The 12,238-nt window shown below is 58.3% G+C and carries 13 protein-coding genes; 5 read left to right on the plus strand and 8 right to left on the minus strand.

Features of this window, described 5'->3' with window-relative positions; translation table 11 throughout:
• Positions 1–21 precede the first annotated feature (21 nt).
• The gene (locus tag ACO6D6_RS03875; RefSeq protein WP_484783381.1) at positions 22–480 is read right to left on the minus strand and encodes a TspO/MBR family protein; all 459 of its coding nucleotides are present in this window, start codon (positions 478–480) and stop codon (positions 22–24) included.
• Positions 468–1,403, minus strand: a complete 936-nt coding sequence (locus ACO6D6_RS03880; protein WP_484783383.1) for an NAD(P)H-binding protein — start codon at positions 1,401–1,403, stop codon at positions 468–470. The genes ACO6D6_RS03875 and ACO6D6_RS03880 overlap by 13 nt, the downstream gene beginning before the upstream one ends.
• 231 nt (positions 1,404–1,634) lie before the next feature.
• Here ACO6D6_RS03880 and ACO6D6_RS03885 point away from each other — a divergent pair, with 231 nt between their 5' ends.
• The 3 genes from ACO6D6_RS03885 (at position 1,635) to ACO6D6_RS03895 (ending at position 3,793) form a co-directional block, all read left to right on the plus strand.
• The gene (locus ACO6D6_RS03885) at positions 1,635–3,062 is read left to right on the plus strand and encodes a cryptochrome/photolyase family protein (RefSeq protein ID WP_484783385.1); all 1,428 of its coding nucleotides are present in this window, start codon (positions 1,635–1,637) and stop codon (positions 3,060–3,062) included.
• A 16-nt stretch (positions 3,063–3,078) separates the two neighbouring features.
• Positions 3,079–3,495, plus strand: coding sequence for a hypothetical protein (locus ACO6D6_RS03890; RefSeq protein WP_338571932.1), 417 nt, complete (start codon positions 3,079–3,081; stop codon positions 3,493–3,495).
• A 160-nt stretch (positions 3,496–3,655) separates the two neighbouring features.
• Positions 3,656–3,793, plus strand: coding sequence for a hypothetical protein (locus tag ACO6D6_RS03895; protein WP_484783421.1), 138 nt, complete (start codon positions 3,656–3,658; stop codon positions 3,791–3,793).
• Positions 3,794–3,904: 111 nt separating this feature from the next.
• Here the strand turns inward: ACO6D6_RS03895 and ACO6D6_RS03900 are convergent, their stop codons facing one another.
• Together ACO6D6_RS03900 and ACO6D6_RS03905 are read right to left on the minus strand one after the other, a co-directional pair.
• Positions 3,905–4,159, minus strand: coding sequence for a helix-turn-helix domain-containing protein (locus ACO6D6_RS03900; protein ID WP_484783387.1), 255 nt, complete (start codon positions 4,157–4,159; stop codon positions 3,905–3,907).
• A gap of 174 nt (positions 4,160–4,333) precedes the next feature.
• Positions 4,334–5,599, minus strand: a complete 1,266-nt coding sequence (locus ACO6D6_RS03905) for a hypothetical protein (protein WP_484783389.1) — start codon at positions 5,597–5,599, stop codon at positions 4,334–4,336.
• Between the two features lie 146 nt (positions 5,600–5,745).
• Here ACO6D6_RS03905 and ACO6D6_RS03910 point away from each other — a divergent pair, with 146 nt between their 5' ends.
• Positions 5,746–6,003, plus strand: a complete 258-nt coding sequence (locus ACO6D6_RS03910) for a hypothetical protein (protein WP_484783390.1) — start codon at positions 5,746–5,748, stop codon at positions 6,001–6,003.
• 42 nt (positions 6,004–6,045) lie between these two features.
• On the opposite strand, the gene ACO6D6_RS03915 is transcribed toward ACO6D6_RS03910, so the two are convergent.
• From ACO6D6_RS03915 to ACO6D6_RS03930, 4 genes are all read right to left on the minus strand, one after another.
• Positions 6,046–6,852, minus strand: coding sequence for a hypothetical protein (locus tag ACO6D6_RS03915; RefSeq protein WP_484783392.1), 807 nt, complete (start codon positions 6,850–6,852; stop codon positions 6,046–6,048).
• A gap of 91 nt (positions 6,853–6,943) precedes the next feature.
• On the minus strand, positions 6,944–8,896 hold the full coding sequence (locus ACO6D6_RS03920; protein WP_484783393.1) for a hypothetical protein: 1,953 nt from the start codon (positions 8,894–8,896) through the stop codon (positions 6,944–6,946).
• 1,378 nt (positions 8,897–10,274) lie between these two features.
• The gene (locus ACO6D6_RS03925; RefSeq protein WP_484783395.1) at positions 10,275–11,045 is read right to left on the minus strand and encodes a hypothetical protein; all 771 of its coding nucleotides are present in this window, start codon (positions 11,043–11,045) and stop codon (positions 10,275–10,277) included.
• A 430-nt stretch (positions 11,046–11,475) separates the two neighbouring features.
• Complete coding sequence (locus ACO6D6_RS03930; RefSeq protein WP_484783397.1) at positions 11,476–11,892, minus strand: hypothetical protein; 417 nt, start codon at positions 11,890–11,892, stop codon at positions 11,476–11,478.
• On the opposite strand from ACO6D6_RS03930, the gene ACO6D6_RS03935 reads away from it, so the two are divergent.
• The gene (locus tag ACO6D6_RS03935) at positions 11,891–12,085 is read left to right on the plus strand and encodes a hypothetical protein (protein WP_484783398.1); all 195 of its coding nucleotides are present in this window, start codon (positions 11,891–11,893) and stop codon (positions 12,083–12,085) included. The genes ACO6D6_RS03930 and ACO6D6_RS03935 overlap by 2 nt on opposite strands.
• Positions 12,086–12,238: the final 153 nt, after the last annotated feature.

Raw genomic sequence — 12,238 nt, forward strand, 5'->3', positions numbered from 1 at the left:
TGATCCGGCTGGGTCACTGGTTCATCGTCGGGGGTTCCTGCGCAGAAGCTCAGCGGTGAGCGCGGCCGCGAACCCGGTCCAGGCCGCATAGGGTGCCAGCACGACGCCGCGCTGGGTTCGGGACTTCCATACTCGCCGCACCAGATCGGCTGAGCTGGCTGCTAGCGCTGCCGCGACGCCAGTGGCCAGCGGAAGATTGCGGGAGCGGAAGAAAACCCAGGACCAGTTCGCGTTCAGGGCCAGGTTGGCGGCCAATGCTGCGGCGTAAGGTTTGACGTCATCGTCCTCGAAACCCTCCAGACGGTCGGCCAAGTGCAGGGCGGAGACGAAGGCGATGTCGGCGTGCAGCATGGTCCATACCGGGCCGAAGGCCGCTGCCGGCGGCTGCCAGCACGGCTTGCGCAGGCTGCGATACCACAACGAGTTGGGACAGGTGGCGATGCCACCGGCCACGGCAGTGGCGGTGACTACCGCGCCCACCACCGCGATGGTGCGAGCAAATTTCCACGAGTCAAGATCGCGGGACGCCTCGCGTACTGAGTCGTCGAAACCGGTGGTGCCGCCCTTCGGGGGCCCACCAGCAGGTCCAGATCGTTCTCCTTGACCACGGTGTCGTGCAGCATCGACCCCACCAGCGGTGCGGCGAGCTTCGCCTCAATTGGCGTGATCAGGCCGATCCAATGACCAGCCAGCCGCGGGGTCATGACCGGAGCTGTGGCCACCGGGCGCGGCCCAAGGCCCCTCACCCGGGCATAGCGCTGCATCATCTCGGCATAGCTGAGCCGGTCGGGGCCGCCCACGTCGAAGGTGCGGTTCACCTCCGCCGGGAGGTCCGCAGCAGCCACGAGGTAGTGCACGACATCGGCGGCGTCGATGGGCTGGATCTGGTTGCGCAACCAGGCCGGGCCGCCAGCAGCGGGGAGCCGCTCGGTGAGCGTGCGCAGCATGTCGAAGGATGCGGAGCCGGCACCCATCACCACGCCGGCGTGGATGGCGGCGGTCGGCACGCCGCTGCCCATCAGAACCTCGCCGACCGCCACCCGGCTGGCCAGGTGTTCGCTGAGATCCTCCTCGCCGGGGTGCAGGCCACCCAGATAAACGATCCGCTCCACACCGCTGCCCGCAGCAGCTTTGGCAAAAGCCTCCGCAATGGAACGCTCGGTTTTGGCGAAGTCCCCGTCGCCGCCCATTGAGTGCATCAGAAACCAGGCCACCTTGGCCCCCGCCATGGCGCGAGCGAGGTCCTCGTCCGACTCGGCGTCGCCCTCAACCACCTCAACGCGCTGCCGTACAGAGGCCTCCAGCTTCGACGCGTCGCGGACCAGCACCCGCATCGACCAGCCCTCGTCCAGCAGGCGCTCCAGCACCAGACCTCCGACGTATCCTGTGGCACCAGTCAGCATTCCCGTACGATTGCCCATGGTGACGAGAATGCATGAACACAACACTCTGCGCCCGGGTTCGGGTGAACCGCTTACTCGATCGAGAGCAGCCGATGACCTCCCCACCCTTCGCCAACAGGATCGCCAGCGCTGGCCCCGTCGCTTCCAATGCGTTGCAGGATGCCAGCCCGCGGCGCCGGGTAGTCAGTGCCGCCAGCCGACTCCTGCACTGAACCCTCTCCAGGACCATCCATGACCACACTGATCTGGCTTCGCGACGACCTCCGTCTGGCTGACCACCCGGCCCTGACGGCCGCCTGCGCGGCAGCACACGGACCCGTGGTGGCACTGTGGATCCACGAAACCCGCAGGACCGATGAAGAAAACAATCGGCACGGCCCGCGCCCGCTCGGTGCGGCCACCCGGTGGTGGTACCACCGCAGCCTGCAACAGCTGGCACCACGGCTTGCCAACCTGGGCATTCCACTCGTCCTCGCCCGGGGTGATGCCGCGAACGTCATGCGCCGAGTCGTGGACACCGTAAAACCCACGTGCGTGCACTGGACACGACGCTACGCCCCGGCAGCCTGCCGATTGGACGCCGCCATCAAGCACGAGTTGAAATCCCGCACCGAAGTGCACAGCCACCCCGGCAGTCTGCTCGCCGAACCCTGGCTGATGAGGACGGCCAGCGGCTCCCACTACCAAGTTTTCACACCTTTCAGCCGTGCCGTAGCCGACCTGCCCCTCGGTGCCCTCCTGCCCGAGCCCTCACCGGTCGACGCACCGGACGGTGCGGCCACAGCCCTGGCCACGTTGCGGGAGGATGGTGTCCTGCAGAACTTGGAGGACCTTGGCTTGCTCGACGACGGCCCCGCCTGGTGGGACGACACCCTCGAACAGCACTGGGAGCCCGGTGAATTGGCAGCCCGGCAGCAACTGGACGCCATCGACGGCTGGTTGCCCGGCTATGCCAAACGCCGTGACCTGCCCGGGGAGGAAAGATCCACCAGCAGAATCTCGCCGAGGCTGCGGTGCGGGGAATTATCGCCGCGCCAAGCCTTGACCGCAGTCCGTAGCAGCACGGCCGCGGGCGAGGACATCGCCGCTTGGACCAGGCAACTCTACTGGCGCGAGTTCTGCTGGCACCTGCTCCACTACCGCGGAGATCTGGAGGACACCCCCATGCGTTCAGCTTTCGCGGAATTCCCCTATCGTCCCGACGACCACCTGGCGCGGGCCTGGCGACAGGGCCGCACCGGCATCGACCTCGTCGACGGCGGAATGTGGCAACTATGGCAGGCCGGCTGGATGCACAACCGGGTGCGCATGGTCGCTGCATCGCTGTTCACCAAGAACATGCTCCAGCCATGGCAAGACGGCGAGCAGTGGTTCTGGGATACTCTCGTGGACGCAGATGAAGCCAACAATCCTGTCTCTTGGCAGTGGGTGGCCGGCAGCGGCGCGGACGCTGCGCCCTACTTCCGCATCTTCAACCCTGAACTCCAGCGCTCCCGGTTCGACCCGCGCAACTGCTATGTCAAGCGCTGGATCCCGGAGGGACTCGATCGGCCTATCGTGCCTGTCGTCGACCTGGCCGAGTCGCGACGCGAGGCGCTGGCCGCTCACCAGCAAGTAAGTGCGGCATCCGCAGCCGATGCCAGGCCTGAACGTGGTTGAGGTGGGTGTCCACGGGATGACACGGTTCGTGGTGGAGTTTGAATCGGCCCTGCCACCCGAAGAGCTATGGAGAAAACTGTGGGAACTGTCGCGGCACAGCACGGCAGTGCCCTTCACCAAGGTGAGCAGCGACGATGGCTCCGCCTTGCGTGCAGGAAGCCATTTCGTGGCGCGTACCGCTCTGGGCCCGCTGCGGTTCGACGATCACATGCTCGTGAACAGGTGGCAGCCACCGAACTACGCGGTCATCATCAAGACCGGACCGGTACTCACCGGCACCATCCACGCGAGCATCGAGGCAGTGGGCACCGGAAGCCGTCTCCACTGGGAACAAGACTTCAGCATCCGCGGTGTGCCGGACGTCCTGGCAACGCTCGTGAGAAAGCCGGTGGCCGTAGGCTACTCCCGGGTGCTGCGTCGTATCACGGGCTGAGGTCTGACGGCACTAAGGCCACTGGGAGCCTTGTGTGTGGGTGGCCCTGGCTCAATACACCCCCAACACCCCTGTTGAGCTTCGTCCGCCTGCCGCTCGACTCACTGGCAGGCCCGTCATCAAGAAACGTCGCGCGACCAAGCGTGTCCGCCAACGCGTGGTGGAGCTGTACCAGTCGGGACGCTCGGCCCGATACGTGGCGGGCGAGGTTGGCGTCAGCCGCACCACGGTGCTGAACATTCTGATCCAGTCTGGAGTTGAGCGCAGACCTGTCGGTCCTGTGCCGCGAGCTATTTGATTTCCAATCAACGCCACACCACATTTCAGCGTGGATACCGCGCATCACAGGACATGAATCCCACCAAGCCACTTGCCCTATAGCGCCAGGGACGGGTGGCTTCTGGCAACCTCAGTCCACCAACTCCCCCACCCTTACCTCCAAGGTCTCGGCGAGGGCCAAGAGGGTGCGCAGCCGCGGGTTCATGGGTGTGCCGGGTTTGGATTCACCCTTCTCGAACTTCTGGTAGGTGAACGTCGAGATGCCAGCAGCGTGAGCAACGGCTTCTTGACTCATGCCCTTGGCCAAGCGAGCACGTTGGAGCTTGACTCCGAGAGCGCGGGCGAACTCCCACCATTCCGCGTCGGTTCGGTCGGGTCCACCCATGCACCCCAGCGTTCCCGCGTCCCGTCCTTGCCGCCACCATACATGTATGGCAATATTTAGAGGACAAGATCAATACCGCCAAGACCGAACCCCACCGAGACGGAAAGGAGACCACCATGGGTGGCTGCTGAGATGCTGAAGTATCTGGTTAAATCGTGCTAGACAAGTCGCCCGCTATACCGCTTGGCGGTGGCGGGCGTCCCTCTTGATCTTCGACGCAGTGTGCACATCACCTTTGTGCGCTGGGTTGGTGCGAGCGGTCGGCACGGAACGTTTCGGCGCTTCGGGGTGTGAGGCTTCGACTGCGGCTTGTGGCCTGGCGATCGAGCCTTCGTCCGCCAACGTCCAGGCGAACACCAAGCCGGCACGTGGGAACAGCCAGCCGTCGTAGCGGTAGCGGACCACCGGTATCTCCGACTCTGTAATAATGCGACCACCGTCACCACGGGAAGCGAAGTCCATCAGGCGCACGCGCCGGATAGCAGCAGCGTTGTAGGTCAACTCGACTTCTAATCCCTTGGTTGGACGATCAATGTCGATGTGAACCACGTGCCCATCCCGAGGCACCGGCGTCCGGAATGCGAACGACACCACCACCGGCTTCTCATCCCGCACCACCTGCTCACCAAGGTCTACGATGTAGACCTGTGAGACATCATCAGCTTGGCGAGTGAACGGAATAGCCTTCCCATTGATGGTGAACTGCTCCAACGCAAACACTGCCGGGTCAGTGACTGCTACGCCAGGTACCGGTCGCCGAAACCACACGCTCGTCTCCCCGCGCTCAGCCACCATCTGGTCATACCGCTGCCGGTCTGAGACCACAGCAAACTTCCGGAAGCGGTGCTTGGGCACGACGGTGTATTCCCAGCGGACGAGTAAGTCAAAGAAAGGGTTAGGAGCTACGCTCCTAACCCTAGGTATACCTAGGGTCGCATCAACTCGCGCGTCATACCAGCGTTCCTCAGCCGTAATTGCTTGGTGCTTAATATCCCCATACACCTCCCGCCCGAAGGCCGTATCACCAAAGCGCATACCCAGACTGTTGACCGCCAGCTCATCCAACAGCCGGGGCGTGGCAATCCGCTCTAGATCGTCAGTGTTGAACCGAAACCCCTCGATCACCGCATCCCGCATCGCCGGCGCCTCATCGTGAATGATCTGGCGGAACTGGCGAGCGGTGGCGGCTTCTTGGTCTTTGCGAAAGGAATACTCAAACAGCGTACCGAGGAGCCCGGCACCAAACAGCGTGCCGCCCAGCTCCCCGAGTGGCAACGCATGCAGCCAGGCCCAGTCACCGAGGTTGATACCAGAAAGCCAGCCATTCAGCATGATGAGGAGCACACCAGCCAAGGTCAACGCTGTCGCCAGAAACGCCGCCTTGGTCTTGCGGAGACGAGCGTGAAGCGATGGCTTGTTGTCGGGATTTGGGTGCGGCATTGCTGGTTATGATTATATCGCAAAATGCCGCGAGTGGCTAGAGCCAGATATCGCCGATTAATCTAGTCAATGCATGACAACAGGTAAGTCTCAATGCTTTATGTTAAACCTTGATTTATACATCCATTTTTCTTATACTAATTAGCATGAATGATGAACAAGCGCTCAAGCTCTACCACCTCATCAAAGATGATATGGATGCCCTTGAGAAGCGTATGAATAGTCGGTTTGACGCAGTCGAGCAACAGATTGATGATGTACGCGGGCATATTGATCATCTGTATGGTGAGCAACAGACGCGCGAAATTGAAGAGAGTGCCATTGGTCATCAACTTGGTCTCCATGAAGAATGGATCGAACAGGCTGCGCCTAAGGTTGGGGTAGCGTATCGGCGGGCAGTGTAGGTCGGCAGGAGGTTTGGCCACACCCCACGAGCCCTGCCCCTCTTACTCTTCCAGCCGCAGCGCTTCTTGCAACTGCTCCACTCGGATAGGTGCATAGCCTTGGCCGGGGATGCGAGCGCCTTTGAACAGCTTCATGAACTGATCGACCGTTTCCTCATCCAGCAACGCGGTGTCCGATTCCAGCAGACGATTGATGCCATCCGCAATCCGCTGGGTCGAGAGCTGTCGTATCGCTCCTGAGAGCAACTCCACACACTCACTATCCTCTGACTCAATACGGGCGCCCGAGAGCGCACGAATTTGCTCAGCGATATAGGCCGCGGCAATGAGGATAGCGAAGAGACGCTCTTTCGCCTCTGCCTGACTCATCGAGGTGCCGGGCTCACCGGAGAGAGCATCAACCTGGTCGACGAAGACTGCACATGCAACATCCGTCGGCGTCAGCGGGAGGGCCGGAGCATCTGTGGCTTCAGCCGTTTCGTCCTGGAGCGCGCCCCGCTTACGCCGCTTGCGCCGGAACAGGTTGCGCACCCACGACTGCATGCCCGGCAGCATCCGATCGTTCCACGTAGGAACGATCCGCTCATTCCACCAGCTGACAACGTGCGGAGTAAATTTGACGGCAGCAGCGCCAAGCGCAACGCCACCAAGCGCAGCACCACCAACCAACACGAAGCGCGACAGGTCGAACCCCGTATCATCATCGATGATGGGATGGAGCGTCGCGTGGTCTACGAGAGCGCCGGTCTCATCATCCCGAGCAAGGCCCCTAAGCCCACCCGGATCTTGGCGTGACTGCGACAGATGTGTTCCGTCTGGGTAATCAACCCACATCTTTTCGCGTGGCATGAGGGGTATGCTACCAGCCAGGAGTTAGGGGATCTGCGTGGAGACTGGGGTGGTTGTGAAGCTGTGGGTGCTAGCGAGGAGGCTATGAAGATTATTCACAGCCACCCTCAACTGCGCTCTGGCTAGGAGTTTTGTCAGCGGATACGTCGTCCGTGAATAAGTCTTTTACATCTATTATCCCAAAAGCTTTATAGTCGTCCTTGCCCTTGTCGGGAATTTCGATAAGTTGCGACCCCGTCTTGGTGGTGCATGATATCTTGGGATCTTTGCATTTGCTACAGTTCTTTTCGTGAACTGTGTAAGATAGTATATATATTGAAAATATGCGAGCGGCAAGATAAGCTATTTGAAGAAGCATCATGCATATAGTAATTGGCCAATATTGCGATGCAAGAGTAGAGGTGGGAATCGCAAAGGCAAGGCACCCCGCCTCTACGCCAGCCAGCATAATAAGCCAGTTGATGTTAAGGCGTCTGGATTCTATAGAGAAATATTTTTTTACATACACCAAAGATAGTATATTCAATCCGAATCGAACAGTTATTATTATGAGCACATGTCCTATTGGAGCGCCAAAGCATACTTGCCCGATGGTAGTGATAACTGGCGCTAGTGTCGATATGGCACCCCAGAGCGGTAACTGGTTTATCTTTTTGCGAAAATTGCGCAGACAGCGCAATCGTTGAACATAATAACTATTATGCTTCTGCTTGGTCGCATCCAAAAATACTATCAAAATAATGACAGAAGTTGTCAGGCCAAGGTTAAGTAATCCTAACGCAACTTGCTTAAACAGTGCAGCTAAGCCTATGGCAACCAATTGCAATAAAGTCCCCCATATCAATATGAGCCTGTATGGCTCTAATAACCTGCTCAATAAAACATGTCTGGACGTTGAGGCATATGCCAATACAATAAGTGGGACTATAATCGCAATACCGCCGATCAATGGGGCTTCAATGTCAGCCCCACCCTTCGCAGTATTGCTAATCTTATTGTCAGTTATACTTAGAGATATCAGTATGTGTATAAGCATGTATGCTTGCGATAATAACCCCAGTGAGGCCAGTATTAGACCGGGAAATATTAGATTTGCGCGTCTAGCCACGACATCGACCATCCCCTTGCGAATCTCGATTCTTGATCCTCGAACACATCCATCATCTTGGATTCCTTGCTTATGATATGCCCACGCGCCATCTTCTTGCACTTTGAGGCGGATTGGATCAGTTTGATCAGCCGGAGGCGTTGGCGAGTTGAACAGTATTGTTTCGTCAGATGGCGTAGGGGCGAAATGTGCATAGTCCGGAGGAAGACTTTTTATCATGTTGGCATCGGCAGGCATGTCGACATTTATAGTTCTTCGAATGGTAAGATTCGCTGGATCTGCTTGTAGCCATAATGCATCAGGAACAGACGATCGAACTTGCTCAAAGGGATTGCTCGCAACTACCTCTTTAGTCTTAAGTATACTGATTCCATTACTGGTAATAGGAATTTCTATGGCGCGTACATATCCTAATGTAAAAGCTGCCAGAACCTTCATGAACAGTTGATTTTTTCGAAGCAAGTTCCACACCTTGCTCCCAATGCAGTTCTTGCCGCATAGCTCGGCGCACAAATTAGACTCTTTGCCGTTTATATCGCTTGACTCGTCACTTTTATCATTTAACTTTAATGTGTATAAATAGTTCGATATCCTGGATCCGTCAAGTCTTTGTTCCAAGAGTTCATCTGGAGACTTTTTAACAAGAATTTCAAAAAGGGTTTCTATGCATGTTGGCAAATTACCAAGTTTCCCCAAAATTCCATGTGCTTCCTCATCTAATACTGCGACTGCGATAGATTCCAGAAGTGCAAGAGCAGAGTTCTGGCATATGGCCCTTGAGACAACATGACCAGCCATATCGTCGGAGCAGACGTCTAAGGACATGATGAGGCCTTTAGGGCGCCACTCTATAGGGATGGCGACTCGATCCCCAATTTTGATATTTACTGCGGATAAAATCTCTTGGAGGTCAGCATCTAAAGTAGTTTTTTGCATATACTCTCCAGAAACTGCCTGAGAAAAGTCGTGAACAACTTGCTTGCGGACTTGCCATTGCGGATTCTCCCACAATCTAACAATGTCATCACGTCTACGCTCTCGCCTACTGGCGCTATAGCTTGACGAGGAGGCATCTAATTTAGAAACCTTTAGGCTTTTTCTTTGCCACTTAAAACAACGCATTGCACCCTAACGACAAGGCTAGTCCATGACCATCTTCAAGTACAGCCTGCCACGAGGCCTACCTGATAGACACACCGCCTGCGAATGACCCTCATGAAGAATCATGCATTACTTACCGATTCTTGTGCTTGTTCACTGGTATCTTCAAGCGTGGTCTTAACAAGGGCTGCGCCAGCTTGAGAACTTCACGCATATAAGGCCTCCATACCTATCGGCAAAAGTCATATCCGACAGGAAATCACCCTTCAATATTGTAGAGGGTCATGAAATCTGGGAACCTCAGGAAGGCTGTTGTCTCTAGGCAGCTTCCGGTTTCTGCCGATGCGTTCTCGCTCACCACGCTCCCATTCAGGCGAGAATCTATTTCGGATCTTAGCTGCCCATTCAGGGTTTCGTTGAGAAAAATCATATGCAATTTCTTCGGGTGTTGCGAATCGTCGTTTTGACACTCTAGGTATCTCCTCTACGTCCATTTTCAAGGCTCTCTTCCCAAGCTCTCTCGTGCGTCCATATGGCCGTCCGCATCCCTCGCACACTGTTTCCTCGTGAGATATTTCCTCCGGGACTGCATCTGCGCCAGGTATAGCCTCCGCCTGCTGAGCTGCTGGATGCTCTTGCTCTGGTGATTGTGGTGATGAACGCCATCGGTCCTTCATACTGCTTTTTAATATAGCACAGGCGTTCGAAAATTGGTAGATGTGGGCTCACTCTCTGTGCGGTGTGGCGTTGTGCCATCCGCGTCACTGTCCACGTTGCCGTGACCATGAGGGTATGAGGGCTCCCCGTACGTCTCTCTGGGACGAGTCCTGCCCGCTGTCGCTTCAGGACTCGCGTCGGGCTTTCCGACGGTGAGAGATGAGTCGAGGGTAGCAACGAGGAGGTTCGGCAACAATGGAGGTTAGTTAATATTCTGCCAAAACTAGCTAACTTTCGGCGAAAATAGTCTTCGGAACTGGCTTCTGCGGATGCCTCAGCCGTCAGTGCGTAATACCTTGTCACTGCTCCCACGCCACCCTGTAGCGCCGCCTGCCGTTGGTGCCGTCAAAGTCTGCGGTGATGGCGTTATGGCTTGTCAACGGCCAGTTGCCGTCCCCGACCAGCTATACAACCTCTGTGTCTGGCGCGGCTGTGCTACTGGGCAGGGGTAGTCCAGCGCTTGGATGCGCGGCGCGCATCGGGAGTTCGGTAGTGGCTACTCCGTATCCACCACTGTCACCGCACAAGCTGCCCCTAGTGTTTGGCTCTTGACCATGCGAGCGTGGATGTTGCCGGTGAGGACGATGGTGAACTTGGGCCAGGTTTCGCCTCGCCAGACGAGGCGGATGGTGGTCTCGCCTTGGAGCTGGACAACGGCTGGCTCAGCCAGCTCCTGCTCGTGCCACAGGGCTTCTGGTTGGGAGCTGGTTGTCCAGGCTGGGCTCAGGGGCATGGCTTGGGGTTCGTTGCCTTGCCACAGGCTGAGCTGTGGTGGGTGCATGTGGATGTGGCGTTGGCAGCGCAGCTGGATGGTGAAGCCGACTTGGGTTTCATCCAAACCGATGACGATGAGGGTGGCTTCAGGGACGGTTTGGGTGGTCCAGTGAGTGGAGATCAGCCGGGCGAGTTGGGTGAGACCCCGGTCGCTGTAGCGGCGGGCTTGGCGTTGGTCGAGGAAGTGTTTGGCCCCGAATTCTTCAAGCCGGGCGAGGTGGGTATCGGCGTCGGTACACAGCCCGAGGGAGTAGCTGGCGGCCTCCACGGCGGTGATGTCGTCGTCGGAGTCGATCAGTTCCATGATCTTGTGGTTCAGCTCCACCAAGGCGACTTCGGGGTCGCCATTGCCGAGTAGGTCGCACATGACCGGGCACTGGGCCATGGTCTGCGGCGACAGGCCGCCGGGGCGTTTGCGGGCAGCGCGGAGTTCCTGGTGGATGGCATCTTCGGCGGCGCGGCTGCTCCCTTCAGCACTGTCGCTGCTGCTCATCTGGGCAGCCTAGCCGAGGAACACCAGGGGCTGTTTCCTGGATTGGGAGAAGGAGCGCGCTGGTTTCTCGGGGCTTGAGGGGGCTTCTGGTGCTCGGGGGATGTCACTTTCATGTCACGACAGGCCCCGGGGTTGTGGGTTGGACTTGGGGTGTGAAGTCAAACCGGCTTCTAAACGAGATACACCGGATTCCGCTGCTTGGTGGTGGCGGGTGGTGTGGAAGGAGTTATGTCATGTCGGATCTCATCCCTGCTTCTGGGTTTGGTGCTGGATCGGCTCGGGCGGCTGGGTCTGGGTTGGTGTCGTCGGTGACTGGGTCGGGTGGGCGGCCGCGAGGGCTGGCTCGGTCGGTGCAGCGAGAGTTGGAGTGGACGGCTGGTCGAGGTGATGTAGTCAGGGCGGTTGACGCGGCTCGGGCGGAGCTGACGAATCAGGCGATGGGCAATGTCGGCAATCTGGTGATGACTGGCCAGGCGTTGGTGCAGGTTGCGCCGGAGAGTGCGCCGTACTTGGAGGCGTTGTTGGGTGCGTATGCCACTGGTGCGGCGCAGGCTATTGCGAGGTTCCAGTGACCGGCCTGGGAGTCCTTGGGGTGGTTGGCATGGCGGTCCTTGGGCTGGTGAGTTTGGGAGTGGTGGTGTGGGGGTTGGTGGAGGTTTGGCGGGAACGCGATCGTGCCCGGAAGCGTCGGCAGTATTGCGAGCAGCTCCGTATCCACCACGATGCTCGCCATCTCGCTAGGCAGCTTCAGTGTGAGGCTTTCCGTGTCCGAACAGAGATGCTCCGCCATGTCATGCAGCGTATGGACCAGTCGCAGCGCCCGCACCGACGCCCGGGAGGACGCCATGGCTGAGACTCCTTTCTCGTTGGCAGACAAGCTTCTTGGGTGGTGCTTCACCGTCCTGTTGGCCGCCCTCGCTTTGAAGATTGCGGTCGACCTCATTTCCAGTATCTGGCCCTGGCTCGTTGTTGGACTGGTGGTGACCGGGTTCGTTGCCTTGGCTGGGTGGGTGGTGGTGCGGTGGTGGCGTTGGCGTTGAGCCGCCACCTGTCCATGCACAATCCAGTACAAAATCAGGCCCGATGCGCCCGTGGCGCGCCTGTTCCATCCGGTGTTGTGAAATACACCAAACCCATTGAGGCTTATTCATAGGGGTGTTTCGGTTTTCCTCAGCTAGCGCTTTGTCCTGAGG

The sequence above is a fragment of the Arachnia sp. genome, assembly GCF_057238465.1.

Coding starts and splice junctions, on each gene's coding strand:
- ACO6D6_RS03915 (WP_484783392.1), bottom strand. CDS start 6,852: ATGCCACGCGAAAAGATGTGGGTTGATTACCCAGACGGAACACATCTG.
- ACO6D6_RS03910 (WP_484783390.1), top strand. CDS start 5,746: ATGAATGATGAACAAGCGCTCAAGCTCTACCACCTCATCAAAGATGAT.
- ACO6D6_RS03920 (WP_484783393.1), bottom strand. CDS start 8,896: ATGCAAAAAACTACTTTAGATGCTGACCTCCAAGAGATTTTATCCGCA.
- ACO6D6_RS03885 (WP_484783385.1), top strand. CDS start 1,635: ATGACCACACTGATCTGGCTTCGCGACGACCTCCGTCTGGCTGACCAC.
- ACO6D6_RS03935 (WP_484783398.1), top strand. CDS start 11,891: ATGGCTGAGACTCCTTTCTCGTTGGCAGACAAGCTTCTTGGGTGGTGC.
- ACO6D6_RS03900 (WP_484783387.1), bottom strand. CDS start 4,159: ATGGGTGGACCCGACCGAACCGACGCGGAATGGTGGGAGTTCGCCCGC.
- ACO6D6_RS03880 (WP_484783383.1), bottom strand. CDS start 1,403: ATGCTGACTGGTGCCACAGGATACGTCGGAGGTCTGGTGCTGGAGCGC.
- ACO6D6_RS03905 (WP_484783389.1), bottom strand. CDS start 5,599: ATGCCGCACCCAAATCCCGACAACAAGCCATCGCTTCACGCTCGTCTC.
- ACO6D6_RS03930 (WP_484783397.1), bottom strand. CDS start 11,892: ATGGCGTCCTCCCGGGCGTCGGTGCGGGCGCTGCGACTGGTCCATACG.
- ACO6D6_RS03925 (WP_484783395.1), bottom strand. CDS start 11,045: ATGAGCAGCAGCGACAGTGCTGAAGGGAGCAGCCGCGCCGCCGAAGAT.
- ACO6D6_RS03890 (WP_338571932.1), top strand. CDS start 3,079: ATGACACGGTTCGTGGTGGAGTTTGAATCGGCCCTGCCACCCGAAGAG.